This window comes from Streptomyces sp. NPDC047525 (assembly GCF_040643025.1).
GTDB classification, from domain to species: Bacteria; Actinomycetota; Actinomycetes; order Streptomycetales; family Streptomycetaceae; genus Streptomyces; species Streptomyces durmitorensis.
Window position 1 is genome coordinate 385,965 of sequence record NZ_JBEYTL010000006.1, and the last position, 21,526, is coordinate 407,490.

Annotated in this window: 18 protein-coding genes; 8 read left to right on the top strand and 10 right to left on the bottom strand. The window is 72.0% G+C overall.

The window, feature by feature from the left end:
* Positions 1 to 5: 5 nt before the first annotated feature.
* Positions 6 to 2,567 carry an FtsX-like permease family protein gene (locus ABZ833_RS19965; RefSeq protein WP_361048753.1) on the top strand — a complete coding sequence of 854 codons (2,562 nt, stop codon included), beginning with the start codon at positions 6 to 8 and terminating at the stop codon, positions 2,565 to 2,567.
* 38 nt (positions 2,568 to 2,605) lie between these two features.
* Here ABZ833_RS19965 and ABZ833_RS19970 read toward each other — a convergent pair whose 3' ends face one another.
* Positions 2,606 to 3,145: an ATP-binding protein gene (locus ABZ833_RS19970; RefSeq protein WP_361048399.1), complete on the bottom strand. Its 540-nt coding sequence runs from the start codon at positions 3,143 to 3,145 to the stop codon at positions 2,606 to 2,608.
* A gap of 201 nt (positions 3,146 to 3,346) precedes the next feature.
* Positions 3,347 to 3,676, bottom strand: a complete 330-nt coding sequence (locus tag ABZ833_RS19975; protein WP_361048401.1) for a hypothetical protein — start codon at positions 3,674 to 3,676, stop codon at positions 3,347 to 3,349.
* A 330-nt stretch (positions 3,677 to 4,006) separates the two neighbouring features.
* On the opposite strand from ABZ833_RS19975, the gene ABZ833_RS19980 reads away from it, so the two are divergent.
* The gene (locus ABZ833_RS19980; protein WP_361048755.1) at positions 4,007 to 5,104 is read left to right on the top strand and encodes a PLP-dependent cysteine synthase family protein; all 1,098 of its coding nucleotides are present in this window, start codon (positions 4,007 to 4,009) and stop codon (positions 5,102 to 5,104) included.
* Between the two features lie 21 nt (positions 5,105 to 5,125).
* On the opposite strand, the gene ABZ833_RS19985 is transcribed toward ABZ833_RS19980, so the two are convergent.
* Both ABZ833_RS19985 and ABZ833_RS19990 read right to left on the bottom strand, forming a co-directional pair.
* On the bottom strand, positions 5,126 to 5,614 hold the full coding sequence (locus tag ABZ833_RS19985; RefSeq protein WP_361048403.1) for an SRPBCC family protein: 489 nt from the start codon (positions 5,612 to 5,614) through the stop codon (positions 5,126 to 5,128).
* A 64-nt stretch (positions 5,615 to 5,678) separates the two neighbouring features.
* Positions 5,679 to 6,572, bottom strand: coding sequence for a DeoR/GlpR family DNA-binding transcription regulator (locus tag ABZ833_RS19990; RefSeq protein ID WP_249591552.1), 894 nt, complete (start codon positions 6,570 to 6,572; stop codon positions 5,679 to 5,681).
* Between the two features lie 301 nt (positions 6,573 to 6,873).
* On the opposite strand from ABZ833_RS19990, the gene ABZ833_RS19995 reads away from it, so the two are divergent.
* A complete protein-coding gene (locus ABZ833_RS19995) occupies positions 6,874 to 9,183 on the top strand; it encodes a hypothetical protein (RefSeq protein ID WP_361048757.1) in 2,310 nt (769 codons plus the stop codon).
* Here the strand turns inward: ABZ833_RS19995 and ABZ833_RS20000 are convergent.
* From ABZ833_RS20000 to ABZ833_RS20015, 4 genes are all read right to left on the bottom strand, one after another.
* Positions 9,143 to 11,569 carry a right-handed parallel beta-helix repeat-containing protein gene (locus tag ABZ833_RS20000; RefSeq protein ID WP_361048405.1) on the bottom strand — a complete coding sequence of 809 codons (2,427 nt, stop codon included), beginning with the start codon at positions 11,567 to 11,569 and terminating at the stop codon, positions 9,143 to 9,145. The two genes, ABZ833_RS19995 and ABZ833_RS20000, sit on opposite strands and share 41 nt — an antisense overlap.
* A 176-nt stretch (positions 11,570 to 11,745) precedes the next feature.
* The gene (locus ABZ833_RS20005) at positions 11,746 to 12,351 is read right to left on the bottom strand and encodes a hypothetical protein (RefSeq protein ID WP_361048407.1); all 606 of its coding nucleotides are present in this window, start codon (positions 12,349 to 12,351) and stop codon (positions 11,746 to 11,748) included.
* Between the two features lie 141 nt (positions 12,352 to 12,492).
* Positions 12,493 to 13,317, bottom strand: a complete 825-nt coding sequence (locus ABZ833_RS20010) for an MOSC N-terminal beta barrel domain-containing protein (protein ID WP_361048409.1) — start codon at positions 13,315 to 13,317, stop codon at positions 12,493 to 12,495.
* Positions 13,318 to 13,363: 46 nt separating this feature from the next.
* Positions 13,364 to 13,792, bottom strand: coding sequence for a DUF6643 family protein (locus ABZ833_RS20015; RefSeq protein ID WP_249591556.1), 429 nt, complete (start codon positions 13,790 to 13,792; stop codon positions 13,364 to 13,366).
* A 305-nt stretch (positions 13,793 to 14,097) separates the two neighbouring features.
* Here ABZ833_RS20015 and ABZ833_RS20020 point away from each other — a divergent pair, with 305 nt between their 5' ends.
* Positions 14,098 to 15,402 (top strand): TerD family protein, encoded by a 1,305-nt coding sequence (locus tag ABZ833_RS20020; RefSeq protein WP_361048411.1) that lies wholly within the window; start codon positions 14,098 to 14,100, stop codon positions 15,400 to 15,402.
* Here the strand turns inward: ABZ833_RS20020 and ABZ833_RS20025 are convergent, their stop codons facing one another.
* On the bottom strand, positions 15,403 to 16,578 hold the full coding sequence (locus ABZ833_RS20025; protein ID WP_361048413.1) for a glycosyltransferase: 1,176 nt from the start codon (positions 16,576 to 16,578) through the stop codon (positions 15,403 to 15,405).
* Between the two features lie 58 nt (positions 16,579 to 16,636).
* Here ABZ833_RS20025 and ABZ833_RS20030 point away from each other — a divergent pair, with 58 nt between their 5' ends.
* Both ABZ833_RS20030 and ABZ833_RS20035 read left to right on the top strand, forming a co-directional pair.
* Complete coding sequence (locus ABZ833_RS20030) at positions 16,637 to 17,422, top strand: aspartate/glutamate racemase family protein (protein WP_361048415.1); 786 nt, start codon at positions 16,637 to 16,639, stop codon at positions 17,420 to 17,422.
* A gap of 141 nt (positions 17,423 to 17,563) precedes the next feature.
* The gene (locus ABZ833_RS20035; protein ID WP_249591560.1) at positions 17,564 to 18,118 is read left to right on the top strand and encodes a hypothetical protein; all 555 of its coding nucleotides are present in this window, start codon (positions 17,564 to 17,566) and stop codon (positions 18,116 to 18,118) included.
* On the opposite strand, the gene ABZ833_RS20040 is transcribed toward ABZ833_RS20035, so the two are convergent.
* The gene (locus tag ABZ833_RS20040; RefSeq protein WP_361048418.1) at positions 18,075 to 19,142 is read right to left on the bottom strand and encodes an O-antigen ligase family protein; all 1,068 of its coding nucleotides are present in this window, start codon (positions 19,140 to 19,142) and stop codon (positions 18,075 to 18,077) included. The two genes, ABZ833_RS20035 and ABZ833_RS20040, sit on opposite strands and share 44 nt — an antisense overlap.
* Before the next feature lie 280 nt (positions 19,143 to 19,422).
* Between ABZ833_RS20040 and lnt the strand changes: the two genes are divergently transcribed.
* Together lnt and ABZ833_RS20050 are read left to right on the top strand one after the other, a co-directional pair.
* The gene (lnt, locus tag ABZ833_RS20045) at positions 19,423 to 21,039 is read left to right on the top strand and encodes an apolipoprotein N-acyltransferase (protein WP_361048420.1); all 1,617 of its coding nucleotides are present in this window, start codon (positions 19,423 to 19,425) and stop codon (positions 21,037 to 21,039) included.
* 10 nt (positions 21,040 to 21,049) lie between these two features.
* Entirely contained in the window at positions 21,050 to 21,523 is a 474-nt protein-coding gene (locus tag ABZ833_RS20050; protein WP_361048422.1) for an NUDIX domain-containing protein, read from the top strand.
* Positions 21,524 to 21,526 lie beyond the last annotated feature (3 nt).

Consider the following 21,526-nt stretch of genomic DNA (forward strand, 5'->3'; position numbering starts at 1 on the left):
GTTCCCTGAGCGCCTCCGCGCGCATCAGTCTGTCCTCGCTGCGCGGCCACAAGCGGCGCTTCGCGGGTACGTTCCTCGCGGTCATGCTCGGTGTCGCCTTCCTGGCGGGCACGCTCGTCATGGGCGACACCCTGCGCGGCAGCTTCGACACGATGTTCGGCAACGCGACGAGCGGTACCGACGCAGTCGTCCGCAGTGCGGACACCATCACGACCCCCGACGACAGCCAGGGCACCCGGCAGCCCGTCAAGACCTCGCTCGTCGAGAAGATCGAGCAGACCGACGGCGTGGCCGCCGCGGCGCCCGCCATCCAGGGCGCGGGCCAGCTCCTCGGCAAGGACAAGGAGCCCATAGGCGGTGAAGGCCCGCCCACCCTCGCCGGCAACTGGATCGACGACAAAGAGCTGAACGCCTACCGGCTGGCCGAAGGCCGCGCCCCCGCCAAGTCCGGCGAGGTCGTCGTCAACCGAGGCGCCGCCGAATCCGGCGACCTGAAGATCGGCGACACCACCACGCTGCGCACCCCCGACCCCGTCAAGGTGACGATCGTGGGCCTCGCGACCTTCGGTGGCGAGGACGGCATGGCGCAGACCACCTTCACCGGCATGGCGCAGGCCGACGCCGAGAAGTACCTGACGCCGAAGCCAGGCGAGGCCGCGACCATCCAGGTGCGGGCCGGACCCGGAGTGAGCGAGCAGGAACTCGTCGACGCGCTGAGTCCCGTACTGCCCAAGGGAGTTGAGGCGATCACCGGTGAGGCGTCGGCGGCGGAGAACACCGACAACATCTCCGGTCAGTTCCTGACGCTCTTCACCAGCTTCCTGCTCGTCTTCTCCGGCGTCGCCCTGCTCGTCGCCACCTTCAGCATCCACAACACCTTCGCGATCGTCGTCGCCCAGCGCACCCGCGAGAACGCCCTCCTTCGCGCACTCGGCGCCTCGCGCCGACAGGTCACCGCGTCCACCCTGGTCGAGGCGAGCGTGGTCGCCGTGGCGGCGTCCGCCGCGGGCCTCGCGGGCGGCATCGGGATCGCGGCCGGGCTTCAGGCACTCTTCCCTGCCATCGGATTCCCCTTCCCCGAGGGTGACCTGGTGATCAGCGGCCTGTCGATGCTGCTGCCGCTGGCCGTCGGCATCGTGGTCTGTCTGGGCTCCGCCCTGCTGCCCGCCGTCCGCGCCGGGCGCACCGCACCCCTGGCCGCGCTGCGCGAGACCGCGGTCGACCACTCCGGGGCTTCGCGGGGGCGCGCCGTCTCGGGGTCGGTCCTCGCGCTCGCCGCCGTCGGTCTCTCGCTGACCGGCGTCCTGGTCAGTCCGTCCGTGTGGCTGGCAGGGGCCGGGGCGGTGCTCGCGCTCGCCGCGTTCGTCGTGCTCGGTCCGGTCGCGTCCTCGCGGGCGGTACGCATTCTCGGCGGGCCCCTCGACCGGCTGCGCGGCGTCACGGGCGGGCTCGCCCGGCGCAACGCCCTGCGCAGCCCCAAGCGGACCGCCGCCACCGCGAGCGCCCTGATGATCGGGGTCGCCGTCGTCTCGCTCTTCACGGTCTTCGGCGCCTCGCTGAAGGCCACCATGGACCAGACGGTGAACCGCTCCTTCGCCGGCGACCTCGCCATCAGCACCCCGGGTTTCGGCGCGGGCGGCAGCGGACTCAGCCCCAAGCTGGCCCCGGCGCTCGCCGAACAGCCCGAGGTCGAGACCGCGGTCGGGCTCGGCAAGGGCGCTGCGGAGGTCGACGGGGAAGGGCGCGCCCTGACCGTCACCGACCCGGGCCCCTTCGCCAAGTCCTTCGACCTCGGCAAGGTCGAAGGGTCCCTCGACGACCTCGGCACCAACGGCATCGCCATCACGCGCTCGGCGGCCGAGAAGCAGGACCTGAAGGTCGGCTCCAAGGCCGAGCTGGCCTTCACCGACGGCAAGAAGGCGACCTTCACCGTCCGCGCGCTGTTCGGCCGGTCGGAGCTCGCGGGGGACTACGTCATCACCCGTGAGGCCTGGGCGCCGCACCGCATGCAGGATGCCGACAGTCTCGTGTCCGTCACGTTCAAGGACGGTGTGAGCGCGGCCGACGGCAAGGCGGCGGTCTCCAAGACCGCGCAGGAGTACGGCAATCCGGATGTGCAGACCCGCGGTGAGTACGCGCAGTCGGCGGCGGGCGGCATCGACATGATGCTCACGCTGGTCTACGCCCTGCTCGCGCTCGCCGTCCTGATCGCCCTGCTCGGCATCGCCAACACGCTGACCCTCGCGATCCACGAACGCACCCGTGAGCTGGGCCTGTTGCGTGCGGTCGGGCAGACGAGGGCGCAGCTGCGGGCCATGGTCCGCTGGGAGTCGGTGCTGGTCGCCGCCTTCGGCACGGCCGGTGGCCTGGTGCTCGGCGGCTTCCTCGGCTGGGTGCTCGTCAAGGCCTCGGACGGCGCGACGAGCAGTGCTTTCGCGTTCGCGGTGCCGCCGGTCCAGCTCGCGGTGGTCGTCCTGGTGGGCCTGGCGGCAGGAGCCCTCGCGGGTCTGCGTCCGGCACGGCGGGCCGCACGCCTGGACGTGCTGCGTGCCATCGCCACCGAGTGACGTAGGACGCCCGCCCGGCGGAGCCTGTCACCGCCCGGTCAGCCGACAACGGCCGACCGGGCGGGAGCATGTCCGGGCGCGTGCCCGTCGGCGAGCGACTGCGGCCCGGCGCCCAGGTCCGCGAAGGGACCGGCCGTGGCCGCGCCGTACGCCGGATACCTGGACGGCAGTGCCGCGGCCGACGCAGGGGCCGGGAGGGTGAACCAGACGACTTTGCCCGTGTCACCGTGGGGGCGCACCCCCCAGCTCTCACTGACGGCGGCGACCATGGCGAGCCCGCGGCCACAGGTCGCGAACGCCTCGGCGTCGCGCACCTGGGGAAGGCGGGGGTCGTGGTCGTGCACGGAGACGGTGAGGCGGTCGAGCAGCAGCTCGATCTCCACGGTGCACACCTTGTCCGGCTGTGCGTGCCGGTGCACGTTGGTCAGGAGCTCGGTCACACCGAGCGCGGCCTGGTCTATCAACGGATCGAGATGCCAGTAGCGCAACTGCGCCGATACGATTCTGCGGACCTGGCCGATCCGCGACGGCAGAGCCTGAAGCTCCACCGTGCAATACCTGCTTGGCTGGCTGATCACGGCTGCGACTCCCCGAATTGCGTCCGGAAGAAGGCGACGATCGGATTCAGCAGCGGCCGCGGGGTCTGCCGGCTGCTGTTCGTGGCCGGCGGGCTGGTTCGCAGCGTCATCGCCGGTGAACCCAGAGTGATGTGAGACCAGAGTGACTCAGGGGGTGCGGGCGTGCAACTCGCACCGCCCCAGCCGGAGTGCGGGGCCTCCTCAGGCCCGTGCCCTGCTGCCTCCGGCCCGGCGCACCGCGTCGATGAACTTGCGCACCGTCGGCGGACCTGCCTTGCCGGGCGCCGGATCATGGTCGGCGAGGGTGAGGCGATAGCGCGTGCCGTTCAGTTCGGCGAGGGCCCGGTCGTCGGCGGCGAACCACGGTTTGCCGGCCCGCACGGTCTGGACCGGCGCGCTGTCGATCTCCCTGCCGTAACTGGTCAGCAGCTCGAACCTGCCGTCTGTGATACGGATTTGACCCGCCCGGGTGAGGGAGCGCAGCCGTCGTCCGATCCGCACGCCTGTGGCCGTGAAATCCGGCTCCGCCATGACGTTCCGCCCCCTTGAGCGATTCGGTATGCCGTTCCGCACGGGACCGCCGTCCCGTGCGGTGCAGTCTGCACGCACCTGGCGTCGAGCACCAGTGCGTATGAAGACGTGGTCATAAGTGGACGCCGTCCCCTCACCAGTGTGCCGTGCCCCCGTGCCGATCGACTGCGCCAGGTGTGCCTTTGAGGGTCTCAAAGGTGTGTTTATGCAGGTGAGAAGCGTGCGGAAGGTGCATATGATCGAGGCGTCCGGCCCGCTCGAAGCGCGGCCGGGTTGACGCCAAGGAGCCGCGCCGTGAGCACCACGCAGCAGGATCAAGCCGATGAGCCGATGACCACGCTCGACGTGGACCGCAGCGACGCGGAGTACCGCGCCTGGCTCAAAGAAGCCGTACGCAAGGTCCAGGCCGACGCCAACCGCTCGGCCGACACGCACCTCCTGCGCTTCCCACTGCCGGAGAAATGGGGCATCGACCTCTATCTCAAGGACGAGTCGACCCACCCGACCGGCAGCCTCAAGCACCGTCTGGCCCGCTCGCTCTTCCTCTACGGCCTCTGCAACGGCTGGATCCGGCCGGGGCGGCCGGTCATCGAGGCCTCCAGCGGCTCGACAGCCGTCTCCGAGGCGTACTTCGCGAAGCTGATCGGGGTGCCCTTCATCGCGGTGATGCCCCGCACGACCAGCGCCGAGAAGTGCCGACTGATCGAATTCCACGGCGGCCAGTGTCACTTCGTGGACGACTCGCGCACGATGTACGCCGAGTCGGCCGCTCTCGCCGTCGAGACCGGCGGCCACTACATGGACCAGTTCACCTACGCGGAACGGGCCACGGACTGGCGAGGCAACAACAACATCGCCGAATCGATCTACCAGCAGATGAAGTTGGAGCGGTATCCGGAGCCCGCGTGGATCGTCGCCACGGCGGGCACGGGCGGCACGTCGGCGACCATCGCCCGCTACGTCCACTACATGCAGCACGACACCAGGCTCTGCGTCGCCGACCCGGAGAACTCCTGCTTCTTCGACGGCTGGACCAACCACGACCCGGACGCCACCAGCGACTGCGGCTCCCGCATCGAAGGCATCGGCAGGCCCCGGATGGAGCCGAGCTTCGTGCCCGGCGCGATCGACCGCATGATGAAGGTGCCGGACGCGGCGAGTGTCGCCGCCGTGCGGGCCCTGGAGCAGGCGATCGGCCGCAAGGCGGGCGGCTCGACGGGAACCGGCCTCTGGAGCTCCTTGAAGATCGTCGCCGAGATGGTGGCCGCGGGCCGCACGGGCAGCGTCGTCACGCTCATCTGCGACCCGGGCGACCGCTATCTGGACAAGTACTACTCGGACGCGTGGCTGGCCGAGCAGGGCATGGACATCACGCCGTACGAGGCCGCCATCAAGTCGCTCCTGGCCACCGGCTCCTGGACCGACTGACCTTCAACCGACGTACGGGAGTCAGGCGTTGGCCGCCGCAAGGCGTCGGTCCAGGGCCGTGACGGCGTCGCGGAAGGCCCGGCCCATGCCCGCCCTGCCGAGCTTCATGACGAAGCGGAAGGGTGCGGCGCCGTCCGCGGCGAACGTCCACTGCACGCGGGTGCCGGTCCCCGCCGGGGTCAGCCGCCACTCTTCGAGGAGGGCGCTCAGGCCCGGGGCGTTCGACTCATCGGCGCGGTAGGCGTACCGCTCCGCCGGGTCGGTCGCGACGATCGTCTCCCGAAAGCGCGTGCCGCCCTTGAGGCGGACCTCGCGGCCCTTGGCGCCGTCCGCGCCGTCGATGGGTCGGCACAGCGTGACCGCCGTGAACCACTCGGGCCAGCCGGTCATGTCGTCGGCGAGGGCGCGGTACACCGTCTCCGGGGGCGCGCTCACCTCACGGGCGAAGACCAGACGCAACGGAGCGGACTCGACGAACTCGAGCCCCACGGGCCTCAGTCGGCGTGCCATCGAACTCAGCCCCCAAGCGGCATCGGGTGGTTGACCGGGCACCGTCACCATAGCTGGCGGACCGTCAGATGTCTGCGGTGCTTCCGGCGTTCTCCGGCTGCCCGACGCTCTCGCCGTGCTCGCCCCGCTCGTCGACGCCCGGCTCCTCGGGCTCGCCCGTGACCACCAGACGCCGTAGATGCTCGGAGATCTCCACCCGCGCCGCCGCGGGAAGACCGGCGTCCGTCACGAGCGTGTCGACCTGCTCCAGGGTGGCGAACGAACTGAGGCCCACCGTGCCCCACTTGGTGTGGTCGGCGACCACGATGACCCGCCGCGCCGACTGCACCAGACGCCGGTTGGTCTCCGCCTCCGCGAGATTGGGAGTGGACAGGCCGGCCTCCGCCGATATGCCGTGCACACCCAGGAAGAGCACGTCGAAGTGGAGCGCGCCGATCGCCTGGTCGGCGACCGGGCCGACCAGTGAGTCCGACGGGGTGCGCACGCCGCCCGTGAGGACCACGGTGGCCGCGCCCTGACGCTGGCCCGAGGTGCGCTGCGCGGAGTGGAACACGTCCGCGACCCGCACCGAGTTCGTCACCACCGTCAGGTCCGGCACGTCCAGGAGGTGGTGGGCCAGCGCGTACGTGGTCGTGCCGCCGGAGAGTGCGATCGCCGTGCCCGGCGCCACCAGGGAGGCCGCGGTGCGCGCGATGTCCTCCTTGGCGTTCAGCTCCAGGCCCGACTTGGCCTCGAACCCCGGCTCGTGCGTGCTCGCCTCGACCACCGGCACAGCGCCGCCGTGCACCTTCTCCAGGACGCCCTGGCGGGCCAGCGCGTCGAGATCCCGGCGGACCGTCATGTCCGACACACCCAGCTTGCGGGTCAGTTCATTGACCCGGACCCCGCCCCTGCGGCGTACCTCATCGAGGATCAAGGCGCGGCGCTGCTCCGCGAGGAGGTTCTGATTCTCGCTCACGTCCGTCCCGGCCCTTCTGCCTCGTCACGCCCGTCGCGCCCGTCCATTGCGCTGCCTCATCCTCGCATGCGCCACCGACAGGCGGTCCACCGCCCGAGAGCGCGCACTCACTCGGAACGGGGAGATTACGTGACGGGAGGTGTGGACGGGGCCGTCAGCGGAGATCCTTGTGGCCTGACCATGCGCACGTTCGGGGGAACACGCGCACATTCGGGGGAAGCGAACAGTGGCAGCAGACCAAAGAGAAGAGACGGCTCTCGAACTCCTCGTCCACGGAGTCGGGGGCACCACACCCGAAGAGATGCTGGGCGACCCGAGGACCGTCCGCATCACCGGTGACGAGACGGCGGCCGTCTTCCGCCGCACCGAGGACGCCGACGCCGAGAAGCGCCCGGACGACTACCGCGGCAAGCCGGTCCCCGAGGCGTACGTCTGGTGCAATCTGACCTCAGGGAACGGCTCGCGGGCGCTGTGGCTCCTGCTGCTGCCGTTCATGGTGGTCAACCTCGCGCACTGGATGCGCCCCACGTCGCGGCGCATGAAGAAGACGGTCCGTACGTACGGCCTCCTGGTGCGGCTGACCGGACTCAGCCTCACCGTCCTGCTCGTCGCCGCCGCCTGCGAGGTCGCCATCGACCTGACGGCCTGGCAGTGCGCGGGCACCCCCGAGTGCGCGGCCGAACGCTCCTGGCTCGGCTTCCTCGCGCCCGACGCCTCCGGGCACGGCGGCTGGTGGAGCCAGCCGGGACGCCGCCTCGCGCTCGCCGCGCTGTTGCCCGCCGCGCTGACCGGCCTCCTCTGGTACCTCTCCCAGCGCACCTGGAGCGCGTACGAATCCCAGACGCCGCTGCCCCACCAGGCCGACCCGGAGGAGGAGACCGGGCGCACCGCGCTCGGCAGGCCCGGCTTCTGGTACGGCCGCAGGCTGGTGGCCCGGCTGCGCGCCGCGCACACGGCCGCGGGATTCCTCACGGTGGCCGCCGCGGTCGGCACATCGGCGGCTCGCCACGACCGGCGGCCCGGCGGACCCGCGCTGCTCGATGCCCTCGGCTGGATCCTCGACGTGACGCTCGTCCTGGGAGCGGCCGTCGTCGTCCATGTGGTCTGGCGCAGGGGCCGCAGCGAGAACAAGCTCGACCGGCACCTCGACGAGAAGCTGATCCGCCGGCTGCCCCTGGGCGCGCTCACCCTCCTCGTCCTGACCCTCCTGTACGCAGGATGGTCACGCCCCGGCTGGACCTCCGAGGGCAGGCTGCCGGGCAACGCGACCTTCGGCGGCATCGCCCTGGTCCAGGGGCTCCTGGTCATCGCCCTCGCAGTGGTCGCCCGCGCGCTCTACCGCACGGCCCCCGACCCCCGCACCGCCCTGCGGGGCTTCGCGGGACCTGCCGTCGCCATGCTGTCCTGCGCCCTTGGCGGCGTGATGTCGGGCGGCGGCGCCCAGCGCGTGGCCGACTGGCTCGACGGCTCGGGGGAGCCCGGCTCCGGCGGCACCATCGACGGCCCGCCCGTGCTCCTGACCTGGCAGGCGTCCGTGATCCCGCCCCTCCTCGTGGTCGTCGCGGCGCTCTGCGGCTGGCTCGGCGTCCGCACCATGCGGCGGGCCCGCCGCGACCGGGCGACCATCCCGAGCGAATACCCGGGCGAGCCGAAGGACGCGGCCCGCAGCCGCCGCATCGCGGGCACGCGCGCGCGTGCCGCCCTCACCGACCGGGCCCCGCTCCTTGTGGGCATCACCTCGGCGGTGACGCTGCTGCTCGGTGCGGGGGCGCTCGTCGGCGCCTGGGTGAGCGACGAGGTGCCGAGCGAAGCCGCGCAGGGGCTGCCCCTCTTCTTCGAAGGAGCGGCCGAGACCTCCCAGGCGCTCGGCTCCTGGCTGATCGGCTTCGGCTTCATACTGTTCGTGACCTGGGGCCGCCGCGCCTACCGCGACCCCTCCGCACGCCGCACCATCGGCATCCTGTGGGACGTCGGCACGTTCTGGCCCCGCGCCGCCCACCCCTTCGCCCCGCCCTGCTACGCCGAGCGGGCCGTCCCCGACCTCACCTGGCGCATGCACACCTGGACCCGCGCGACGCGCGCCACGGGCGGCAGACTCGTCATCTCCGGCCACTCGCAGGGCAGCGTCCTGGCCGCCGCTGCCGCCTGGCAGCTGTGGCCCTCCGTCCGCAAAAGGGTCGCCCTCCTCACGTACGGCTCACCCCTTGAGCGCCTCTACGGACGCTGGTTCCCCGCCCACTTCGGCCCGGCCGCCCTCAGCTCGCTGCACCGCGAGGTCGACTGCTGGCGCAACCTGCACCGCACCACCGACCCGATCGGCGGCCCCGTCCGGGTCATCCCCGACGGGGACGGACCGCAGGTCGACCGCGAAGCCCTCAAGGACCCCCTGGTCTACGGACGCACGGAGGAACACCCCCTGCCCGCACCGATCCTGGGCCACGGGGACTACCAGGCCGACCCGGCCTTCGCCGAGGAGCGCGCCCGGCTGCTCGCGCGGCTCAAGCCCGCCGTGCCCGCCCCGCGTCCGCAGACCGCCGAGGCCTCCGAGGCCGCCGGGCCCGCCGTGACGGTCACGGCAGCTCCGGCAGATCCTCCGGATACAGCAGGGTGAGGTCGTCCGTGCTCGGCTCCTCGAACTGGGCGACCCGCCCCGCGTGCCGCTCCACCATCGCCTCGAACGTCTGGCGGGCGGTGCGGCCGTTGCCGAACGCGGGACCCTTCGGGAGCGCGGTGAAGTACTTCAGGAGGGCCTCGCCCGTCCCCGTGTCGAGGCGGTACTCGTGCTCGTCGGCCTGCTGCTCGACGATCCGCAGCAGCTCCTCGGGGGCGTAGTCGCCGAAGGTGATGGTCCGTGAGAAGCGGGACGCCACACCGGGGTTGACGGAAAGGAAGCGCTTCATCTCCGCCGTGTAGCCGGCGACGATCACCACCACCGCCTCGCGGTGGTCCTCCATCAGCTTCACCAGCGTGTCGATGGCCTCCCGGCCGAAGTCGCGCCCGGAGTCCTCGGGCGAGAGCGCGTACGCCTCGTCGATGAACAGCACACCGCCGCGCGCCCGGTCGAACGCCTCCTGGGTGCGGATCGCCGTCGACCCGATGTGCTCGCCCACCAGATCGACCCGCGACACCTCGACCAGGTGCCCGCTCTGCAGGACGCCGAGCGACGCGAGGATCTCGCCGTAGAGCCGCGCCACGGTCGTCTTGCCGGTGCCGGGGGAGCCGGTGAACACCAGATGGCGACGCGCCGATGCCGCCTTGAGCCCTGCAAGCTGTCTGCGCCGCCCGACCTCGATCATGTCGGTCAGGGCGCGCACCTCGCGCTTGACGCTCTCCAGGCCGACCAGCTTGTCGAGTTCACCGAGCACGTCCTTCGACGAGCGGGACGGCTGCTCAGGGGCCGCGCTCTTCTCGGCCGCCGGGTCGGTGGTGCGCTGCCCGGGAATCGCGCCGAGCAGGCCCACGGACTGCGTGGCCGTCTGCGGGGCGGACTCCTTCGCCGCGGACGCCGTGGACGCCGCGGTCCGCGCCCCGCCGCTCTCGTCGCTGGTGCAGTCCTCGACGAGCGGCCCGTCCTCGGCGAACTCGAAGCCGCCGCGCGCGCACCGCTCCGTGCGGCACTTCTTCAGCGTCGTACGGCATCCGTCGATGACGTGGAAGCCGTAGCCGCCGCTGTCCGTCACGCGGCAGCCGTGCAGGCTGCCGCGGCCGCCCGCCGAGACGTAGAAACCGGCCTCCGCGGGTGAAGTGACCGTGCAGCGCTCGATGGTGGGGTCGGCGCCCTTGGTGACGATCACGCCCGTCTGGACGCCGTCGACCGTGCAGTTGGCCAGGGTGCCGCCGCTGCCGTGGTCGCGGAACCACGCGCCGGTGGCGGCCTCGCGGATGCGGCAGTCGTCCAGCTGCGCCGTCGCGCCGTCGCTCACGGACACCGCCGTGTTGCGCACCTGGGAGAGATCGCTGTCGACGACGTCGGCGCGCGAGCCGCGGTCCAGGACGAACAGGGCGTCCGGCACGTCGTGCACGCGGCAGGACTCCAGGACGACCGTCGCGCCGTCGCTGACCCACACCGCGGGGTAGTCGCCCGTGCTGTCGTGGATCTCGCACTGGTTGGCGTCCACGCGCGTGCCCGGGTCCCACACCGAGAGGCCGTTGCGCCCGAACTGCCGCACGGTGGACCGCGTCAGGGTGAGCACCGAGCGTGAACGCAGGTCGATCGCGTTCTCCGGGATGTCGTGGATCCGGCAGTCGGCGAGCGTGAGCACGGCGTCCGTGTCGAGCGTGACGCCGTCCGAGGTCGTGCGGTGCACGTCGCAGTCCGTCAGATGCGCCACCGCACGCCCGGTGATCTGCACGCCCGAGCCCTTGACCTCGTAGACCTCGCAGCCGATGGCCTCGAGCCCCGAGTGCTCACCGGTCACCGAGAGCCCCGCGCCGGACGCGTGATGCACCCGGCAGCGCTCGAGGCGGGGGTGCGCACCGCCGCGCACGGCGATGCCCGACTGCCCGGCCGAGACGATCTCGCACTCCTCGAAGACACCGCCCCCGCCGTCGAGCACGGCGATGCCGATGCCGCCGGGGTTGTCGACCGTGCAGCGCCGCACCGTCGGGCGCGCTCCGCCGCGCACCTCGATGCCGCTCGCGGAACGCGTCACCACGCGTACGTCGACGAGTTCGGGCGCCCCGTCCTCGACGAGCAGCGCGGGCGCCGCCGAGTCCTGCCCCTCGACGTGCAGGTCCTGCACCACGGCGGACGAACGGACGGTGAGCGGCACCCCGTCCGACGGCGCGATGCGCACGGAGCCGGGGGAGCCCTCGGGGCCGCGCAGCGTCACCGCCCGCTGGACGACGAGGTTCTCGCGGTACGTGCCGGGGGCGATGGTGAGGACGTCCCCGTCGCTCGCGGCCTCCAAGGCGGCAGCGAGCGATGCGTACTCACCCGTGCGGCGCCGCCACCGCGAGGTACCGGTGTGCGTCACCTGGACCGTGCCCTGTGCCATGGAGTTGCTCTGCCCCCACCTTGTCGTACGCGGGACCTCACGACCTCGCGCAAGGAGCCGAAGAGTTCGGCCGGTCCACCGTAGCGCGCGCGGCGAGGGCGAGTTGACCCGATCGCCAGGCTCTCACCTGGTCATCGCCGGTCTCTCACCGGTCCCGGAAGCCGGTGCCGGTGTTCTCAGGAGCCGGTGCCGGTCCGTCCCCAGTCGGGCCCTGCCTTGTCCCAGGCCTGGTCCCAGCGGTCGTAGCGCCGCAGGACGATCCGCCAGACGACGAGCCGCCTCGCCCCTTCGACGAGTCCGGCGACCGCCACCGCGACGCCGAATCCGGCAAGCGCCGCATGCGTGGTCGCGGTCGCGTCGTCCAGCGGGCGGCCGACCACCTGGCCGTGCTCGTCCGTCCAGAGCCGGAAGCGGTCGCCCGGGTCGGGGGAGCGGAGGTCGGCGAGCACCGTGCCGGAGTGCGCCGTGCCGTCCGGGGCCGTCCATTCGGCGAGCACACGGCTGTGCCTGTCTCGCGCGGACGACGTCTCGGGATCGGGGTCGACCGGGGGTCTGGAGACCTTCCTGACCACCGTGCCCGCGACTTCGTGACGCATCGCGCGCTGTTCCCGCACCGACTGGAGCAGGGCGTCCTGCGTGAGCCCGCCGATCGCGAGACCGGCCAGCGGCGCGGCGACGACGATGAGCAGCACGGCCGCGCAGGCCACCCAGGCCTCGACGAGGTCGGTCTTCCGGCGCAGCGGATTGTGCCGCCAGCGCCAGAGTCCGACGAGTGCTCGCACAGTCCTGCACCCCCTTCCGCGTCCGTCATAACCGCGAACGGCACGGCCCACGCGTCGGCGGGAAGAAGAGAGAGGGAAATCACCCTTCTCATCCATGCTCAACGACCGTGCCCGGCCTTCGAGTTCCCGAGCCGGGGACCTTCAATCGAGGACCGTGAACGGATCGCCGATCCGGATCGGTCCGGTCGTCTCGGGCACCAGATTCTGGCCGAAGACCAGCTGATCACCGAACCGGCGGTGCTTGGCGAGCGTCCGCAGCGGCTCCTTGCCGCGCTCCGCGCTGCGCTGGTCGGTGGTGGTCACGACGCAGCGGCCGCACTTCTTGGCCACCCTGAAGGTGACGTCGCCGATGGCGACGCGCGACCAGTCGTCCTCGGCCCAGGGCGCGGTCCCGTCCACGACCACGTTCGGCCGGAAACGGTTCATGGGGAGCGGGCCCTCGTCGGAGTGGTCGCCCTGCGCGACGAGCGAGTTCAGGGCGTCGAGTGAGGAGAGCGTGGTCAGGAGCAGCGGATACCCGTCGGCGAAGGAGACGGTCTCGCCGTCCTTGGCGTACGCGGGATCGATGGGGCGGCGGGTCGCGGGGTCGTCGAGGTGGACGAGCCGGACGTCCGTTTCCAGATAGGCGCTGAACCAGGCGTGCGCCGCCGCGTCGGCGGGCACCGCCTCGACCTTGTCCTTCCAGATCTCCACCGTGACGGTCTCGCCGGAGGGCGGCACGGCGACCGTCAGCGGCTCCCGGCCGGGCGCGGACATGCGTATGCCGCCGCCGGGCAGGAGCTCGGCGGCGGCCAACGCAAGGCTCGGATGCGGCCGTTGCGTGACGATCCGTCCATCGCCGTCCACAAGCACCCACCGTCGGTCACCCGCGAGCCCCCAGGGCTCGACGACGGCCTCACGCGGAGCGTGTCCCCCGACCGCCTTGAGCGGGTAGTAGTGGATCGAGTGCAGCGCTGGATTCGGCATGCGGTCATCCTGCCAGCAGCCGCTGACAGGGGCGCATGCGGGCGAATCAGTAGCCGCGGTAGGGGCGGTTGTACGGATCCTCGTACGTCGCCGGGGCGGGGCGGGGTGCCGCGGGGCGCATGGCCTCGTAGCCCGTTCCGGCCGGGGGACGCTGTTGCTGTTGCTGCGGGCCCGGGTATCCGCGCGGCGCCGAAGGCTGCTGCGGGATGTACGGCGCGGGCGCCTGTTGCAGCGGCGCGGGCTGCTGCGCGTAGCCGTACGCGGGGTTGTGGTGGGACGGGGCCGCCGGCAGGGCGGGCAGGGCTGCTACCGGGAGCGCGGGCAGGTGACTGCCCGTGTCGTACGCAGAGGGGACCCGGATCGGGGCGATCTGAGGAGTACCCCGCTCGGCGACAAGGGAGTCGTAGATCGGAGTGTCCGGGAAGGACGGCGCGGAGTAGTAACCGCCGCCATAGGTGGAGCGGGGGGAGGTCATGACACATAAGTTAAGCCCTTGATGTGCTGGTTGGGGAGACCGATAAGAGGGTTGTTTTACGTGTCGGTAGTGACTCTGCATCCCCAATGCGAGCGAACTTAGGAAAAATCGGTCGCACACGGGCGTAGGGATCCTGTAAAAGCCAAGCTCCGTACGGGTTACCGGCGGTTGACGCACGGTTGACGGGAAGGCCGTGCGACAGGGTGTCGGCGGTGGACATGGGCCACTCGGGGGTCCGGGTAATAGGTTGGTCATGAACGGGACGGCGGCCTGGCCGGACGTGGCGACTTACGATGTGACTTGCGATGGGGGCGGACATGACAATGCCTAAGGGATCGAATGTTCCTGTGCCGGCACCTGCCGTGCGCGTCGAATTGGGGTGGGCCTCAGGAGCCGGGGTACCGGACGCCGACGCGTCGGCCCTGTTGCTCGCCGATTCCGGAAAGGTCCGCTCGGACGACGACTTCGTCTTCTACAACCAGGCGGTCCACACCTCCGGAGCCGTGCGCCACGAGGGCAAGAAGAGCGACGGCGGCCGCGTGACCGACGCGCTGGTGGTGGACCTCGCGCGCGTGGAGCCCGCCGTCGAGACCGTGGTGCTCGCCGCGTCGACGGACGGCGGCGTCTTCGGGCAGGTCCCCGGCCTCTTCATCCGGGTCGTCGACGCGGCGAACGGCTCCGAGATCGCGCGCTACGACAGCGAGGACGCGACCGTGGAGACGGCGTTCGTCCTCGGGGAGCTCTACCGCCGCCAGGGCGCGTGGAAGTTCCGCGCCGTCGGGCAGGGCTACGGCAGCGGACTCCAGGGTCTGGCCACGGACTACGGGATCTCGGTGGACGAGCCGCAGCCGGCGCCCCCCGCTCCGGCCTCGGTGCAGGCCCCCGCGGCCCCGGTGACTCCGGCGGCCCCGGCCGCCCCCGTCCAGGCCCCGCCGCCGCCCGCCGCCGCTCCGGCTCCCGCGGCCCAGCCCGTGCGCCTCACCAAGGTCACGCTCACCAAGGACGCGCCGTCCGTCTCGCTGACCAAGCAGGGCGGCACATCGGGTGCGATGCGCGTGAACCTCAACTGGGAGGTGCGCAAGCAGTTCAAGGGCTGGGCCAGCAAGCTCGGCCGTGCCGTGGCGATGCACGCGGACCTCGACCTGGACCTGTGCGCCCTGTACGAACTGTCCGACGGCCGCAAGGGCGTCGTCCAGGCGCTCGGCAACGCCTTCGGAGCGCTGGACCAGCCCCCGTACCTCCTGCTCGACGGCGACGACCGCACCGGCGCGGTGGCCAGCGGCGAGAACCTCACGGTCAACCTCGACCACATCAAGGACTTCAAGCGCATCGTCATCTTCGTGACGATCTACGAAGGCGCGCGCAGCTTCGCCGACCTCAACGCCACGGTCACCCTGCAGCCGCAGCACGGCGCCTCCATCGACTTCTCGCTCGACGAGTGCACGGTGCCCTCCACGGTGTGCGCCCTCGCCCTGCTCACGAACAACAACGGCGATCTCTTCGTCCAGCGCGAGGCCCGCTATCTGGTGCCCGAGCGCGGCGTGAGCCCGCAGCGCACCATCGACTACGCGTACGGCTGGGGCATGAACTGGACGCCCGGCAGGAAGTGATCAGCGCTGATCGGGAGCTGGATCGGGGCGGGCGTACGTCCGCCCCTTCCACGCCGCTCCGCGCCCCCTGTAGTGCTGCACCGCCGAATCCACCGTCATGAGGAGGTAGAGGAAAGCGGTGAACGGCAGGAGGGGAGCGAGCCAGAGAGTCTGCCGGTAGTAGCGCAGCATCGGGATGTACGTCGCCGTCATCACGAGCCACGCGAGCCCACCGAGCACGGCGGGCACCGCACGGTCGGTCGCCAGGCCGGCGAACAGCGCGACCGGCGGCACCAGATAGATCAGGGCGAGCCCCAGGACCGTACCGAGCAGGACCAGGGGATGGTGCCGCAGTTGGGCGTACGCGCTGCGCGAGACCATCCGCCACAGGTCGCCGAGCCCGGGATAGGGGCGCACGCTGTCGACGCGCTCCGCGAGCCCCAGCCAGATGCGGCCGCCCGAGCGCTTCACCGCCCTGGCGAGCGTCACGTCGTCGATCACCGCGTGCCGGATGGAGTCGGGGATCCCCGCACGCTCGGCGGCCGACGCGCTCAGCAGGACGCATCCGCCCGCGGCTGCGGCCGTGCGCGAGCCCTCCTTCGCGATCCAGCGGAACGGATAGAGCTGTGCGAAGAAGTACACGAACGCCGGGACGACGAGCCGCTCCCACATGCTCGCGACGCGCAGCCGTGCCATCTGCGAGACAAGGTCGAATCCGGCCGTCTCCGCCGCGGCGACCAACTCCCGCAGACTGTCCGGCTCATGGGCGATGTCCGCGTCGGTAAGGAGCAGATACCGGGGCGCGCGTGGGCGTGCCAGGCCGATTCCGTGCCGTACGGCCCAGAGCTTGCCGGTCCAGCCGGGCGGGGGTTCACCCGGTGAACCGACGGTCAGGGGCAGGCCGCCGTGCCGGTCGGCCAGCGCGCGGGCCAGGGCGCCGGTGCCGTCCGAACTCCCGTCGTCGACAAGGAAGATCTCGGCCTGCCCGGGATAGTCCTGGGCCAGCAGCGAAGGCAGGCTCTGGGGCAGCACGGCGGCCTCGTCACGGGCGGGGACGACGACGCAGACCGAGGGCCAGGTGTCCGGTTCGCGGCGCGGTGGCAGACGCAGGTCCGTGCGCCAGAAGAAGCCCTGCCCCAACAGGAGCCACAGCCAGGCGGCAAGCGATGCGGCGGCGGTCCACACAACGGCGCTCATCCGCCGAAGTCTGCCCCACGGCATCGGGCGCCGGAGGCCGATCGACTATGGTGACCGGGTGAAGATCGCGCTCATCGACTCCGGTATCGGCCTGCTCCCCGCCGCGGCGGCGGTCCGTCGTCTGCGGCCGGACGCCGATCTCATCCTCTCCTCGGACCCCGACGGACTGCCCTGGGGACCGCGCTCGGCCGAGGACGTCATCCAGCGCTCGCTCGACATCGCCGAGGCAGCCGCGGCGCACCACCCCGAAGCGCTGATCGTGGCCTGCAACACCTCTTCCGTGGTCGCCCTGCCCGCCCTGCGCGCCCGGTTCGAGCCCGGCCTGCCGATCATCGGGACCGTACCGGCGATCAAGCCGGCCGCGGCAGGCGGCGGCCCCGTCGCCATCTGGGCCACTCCCGCCACCACCGGAAGCCCCTACCAGCGTGGCCTCATCGAGGAGTTCGCCGGCGGCGCCCGTGTCACCGAGGTGCCCTGCCCTGGCCTCGCGGACGCCGTGCAGTACGCCGACGAGGCGGCCATCGACCGCGCGGTCGCCGCCGCGGCCGCCCTGACTCCGCGTGACGTAAGGGCCGTCGTCCTGGGCTGCACCCATTACGAGCTGGTCGGCGAGCGCATCCGTGCGGCCCTCCAGCAGCCCGACCTGCCGCCCCTCGTCCTGCACGGCTCCGCCGGAGCGGTCGCCGCCCAGGGGCTGCGCAGGGCCGGAGAGCTCCCCGGTCCGGGCACCGGCACGGAGGGCGGCCTGACGGTGATCCTGAGCGGGCGACCGTCCGAGCTGCCCGTCGCCGCCCACACGTACGCCGAAGGCAGGCTGCTCGCGGCGGTCAGCCCCGCGCGCTGAGCAGTCCCGTACGGACGCACGCCGAGCCCGCGTGCGAGGGCCCGCCGGCCCCGCGTACAGAACGGTGTCGCCCGTCCACCCGGAGCAGTAACGCTCCGCGATGCGGTGCCTTCCCTCCGGAACGTGAGTAGTCTCGGACGCATGAGGGACCACACCCACGGCGAGCGGGGCAGCACAGCCGACGCCCCGCCGGAAGTCTGGACCGGTAGCGCGACCAACCGCGTGCAGTGGCTGCTGGCGTCGGCCGGTGCCCTCTGTCTGGCGCTGGGCATCGAACTGGCCGTCGACAACATGTGGACGACCGGGATCGCGGCCCTGGCCATGTCCGTCGTGGGGTGCATCGCCGCAGGGCTTCTGATCCTGTTCGGCACCCTCGCCTTCGTCCATGTCGCCGTGAAGGTCGACAAGGACTCCCTGGAAGTGCGCTGCGGCCACATGGGGCTGCCGCGCCGCCGCATCCTTCTCTCCCACGTGGTGGGCGCCGAGTTCGCGCAGGCCGTCAGCCCCCGTCAGTGGGGCGGCTGGGGCTACCGCTCGCGGCCCGAGATCGGCACCGCCGTCGTGGTCCGCCGCGGTGAGGGCCTGGTGCTGAGCCTGGGCGACGGCCGTACGTTCACGGTCACCGTCGACGACGCCGAAGCGGCCGTACGGATCATCCGCGAGCGGCTGGGAGTGGCGGGGAGCCCGGCGGCCTGATCTGCGCCGGTTCGTCGCCCAGCGGTCTCGCCGTGGCGATGCCCGCGAGGTATCCGGCGCCCGTCGTCACCGCCGTGACGCTCAGCGCGTTGCCGACCGATGCCACGGCGGCCAGCGCCGTCAGGGCAGCGCCCGCAGACAGGACGACCTGGGTGGAGCGCGGCGAGCGGTACAGGGCGTACAGAAGCCAGCAGAACACCGCAGCGAGCAGGACCACGCCCGCGAGGCCCTGCTCCGCCGCCTGCTGCAGCGGCGCCGAATGGGGCCTGCCGTCCGTGAGGAGGTTCTCCGCCACCGTGGGGCTGGCGTCGGCGAACCGGCCTGGCCCCACCCCGAGCGCCGGTTCCCGGCCCGCGAGCGCGAGCGCGTCGTGCCACAGCTGGACCCGCTGTCCGTCGAGCTGGCCCACCAGGGACGCACTCAGCCCCTCCGGGAGTACGTCATCGGCGATCGCCCAGGTCAGACCGGTCACCACCGCCGTCGCCAGGGCGAGCCCCGCGAGGCCGAGCGCCCGGCGCCGCATCAGGGCGGTCGCCAGCGAACAGAGCAGGATCCCGGTGCACGCGACGAATCCGGCCATCGAGCCGAGCGCCACGGCGGCCACCACGATCCCCACGGAGAGCAGCCGCATCGCGAGCCGGGTCGCGGGCCTGCGGGCCGCCCACGCCGCGGAGCAGGCCGCCCCCGACGCCAGGATCAGGAGCGCGGCCGCGGCGCCGGTGTGGCCGAGTGGCGCCGTGCCTGCGGGCCCCGGCGACAGGTGCGGGGCCGCCGCCGCGAGGCCGATCCCGGCCAGCGCACCGGCACAGGGCGCGGCGACCGGCAGGAGCGCGCCGCAGATCCGCCCGCCCGCGTACCCCGCGGCCACGGCGAGCACCGCAAGGAGCACGCCCTCGGGCTGACCGCCGTGCACCCCGGCGGTGATCAAGGTCCAGGCCGCGCACACGCCCAGCAGGGCGCAGCCCGTCGCGTCGGACGCGCTGCGCCGTTCGTACGCCCCCGGTGGCCCGGCCGTCGCGGCCATCCCCGTTGTCCCCACCCCGTCGCCCCCCGCTGTGTGCGGGCCCCGAACGCTGTGGCGGGATCCGCCGCAGGTCAGGGACTCGGGCACACCGTAGTCGCTGGGAACGTGAGATGTGGACGTCTTGCGCAGGAACGATCCGGCTATCGCATGGACAAGGCCTCCCGCGGCACGCCTCCCACGGCACGCCCGCGGGGCTGCCGCCGGAGGGCCGGACAGCGTCCGCGGTGGCCGGACACGACCATCCTGTCCGTGTCCAAGTGACGCGCCGTACACTCCCCGAGTGACCGCCACCACCACCCCCGCAGACGAGTCGAAGCAGCTCGGACCGCAGTCCGCGCCCCTCTCGCGCAAGGCCCGCGTCCTGCGCGCGCTCGTCCCGGCCGCCGCGTCGGCACTCTCCGGAGTGCTGCTGTACGTCAGCTTTCCGCCACGCACCCTGTGGTGGCTCGCGCTGCCGGCCTTCGCGGTGTTCGCCTGGTGTCTGCACGGCCGCAGCTGGAAGGCGGGCCTCGGGCTCGGCTATCTCTTCGGCCTCGGATTCCTGCTGCCGCTCCTGGTGTGGACCGGCGTGGAGGTCGGTCCAGGCCCCTGGCTGGCGCTCGCCGCCATCGAGGCGATGTTCGTCGCCCTCGTCGGAGCGGGCATCGCCGCCGTCTCGCGGCTGCCCGGCTACCCCCTCTGGGCAGCGGCCCTCTGGATCGCCGGTGAGGCGGCACGCGCGCGCGTGCCGTTCAGCGGATTCCCGTGGGGGAAGATCGCCTTCGGGCAGGCGGACGGTGTCTTCCTGCCGCTGGCCGCGCTCGGCGGCACCCCGGTGCTCGGGTTCGCGGTGGTCCTGTGCGGCTTCGGCCTGTACGAGCTCGTCCGCCAGGTGCGCGAGGCCCGCGACCCACACAGCACCGGCTCCGTACGCCGTGGCGCCGCCGCCGCGGCCCTGCTCAGCGTGCTCGTCCCGGTCGCCGGTGCCTTCGCCGCGCGTCCGCTCGTCAGCGACGACGCCGAGGACGGCACCGCGACCGTCGCGGCCATCCAGGGCAACGTGCCGCAGGCGGGCCTCGAGTTCAACGCCCAGCGCCGCGCCGTGCTCGACCACCACGTGCGGGAGACCGAGCGGCTCGCGGACCGGGTGAAGGCGGGCAAGGCGAAGCAGCCGGACTTCGTCCTGTGGCCGGAGAACTCCTCCGACATCGACCCGTTCACCAACCCCGACGCCCGCGAGGCGATCGAGCGCGCGGTGAAGGCGGTCGGCGCCCCCATCTCGGTGGGCGGCGTCGTCGAGTCCAAGGACGGCAAGCTCTTCAACGAGCAGATCCTGTGGGACCCGGAGAAGGGCCCCACGGACACCTACGACAAGCGGCAGATCCAGCCCTTCGGCGAGTACATCCCGCTGCGCGACGTCGTCGGCTTCTTCAGCAGCGACGTCGGCATGGTGCGCCAGGACTTCAGCCGCGGCACGAAGCCCGGCGTCTTCACCATGGCAGGCACGAAGGTGGGCCTCGCCACCTGCTACGAAGCCGCCTTCGACTGGGCCGTGCGCGACACCGTCACCCACGGCGCGCAGCTGATCTCGGTGCCCAGCAACAACGCGACGTTCGACCGCAGCGAGATGACCTACCAGCAGCTGGCCATGTCGCGGATCCGCGCCGTCGAGCACAGCCGCACCGTCACCGTCCCGGTGACCAGCGGTGTGAGCGCGATCATCATGCCGGACGGCCGGGTATCGCAGAAGACGAAGTGGTTCACCGCCGACTCACTGGTCGAGGAGGTGCCGCTGCGGTCCTCGCAGACCCCGGCCACCCGGTACGGCGTACTGCCCGAGGGCATCCTCGTGCTGATCGCGGCCGGCGGACTCGGCTGGGCGGTGACGGGCGCGGTCCGGGCCAGGCGCGCCCGTTAGGGTCGATGGCATGGCTACTCCTGACTTCATCCGTACGATCCGGGCCGACGCGGGCCACCAGTTGTTGTGGCTCCCCGGGGTCACCGCCATCGTCTTCGACGACGCGGGCAGAGTGCTGCTCGGTCGGCGCAGCGACAACGGCAAGTGGTCCGTGATCGGCGGCATCCCGGACCCGGGGGAGCAGCCCGCCGCGTGTGCCGTGCGCGAGGTGTTCGAGGAGACCGCGGTGCACTGCGTGCCCGAGCGCGTCGTGCTGGTCGAGGCCCTGGAGCCGGTGACGTACCCGAACGGCGACACGTGCCAGTTCATGGACGTCACCGTTCGCTGCCGCGCCGTCGGCGGCGAGGCCCGCGTCAACGACGACGAGTCCCTCGAAGTGGGCTGGTTCGCCCTGGACCAGCTGCCCGACCTGCACGAGTTCGGGCTCTTCCGGATCAAGCAGGCCATGGCGGAGGAACAGCCCACCTGGTTCGACCGGACCTGAGGG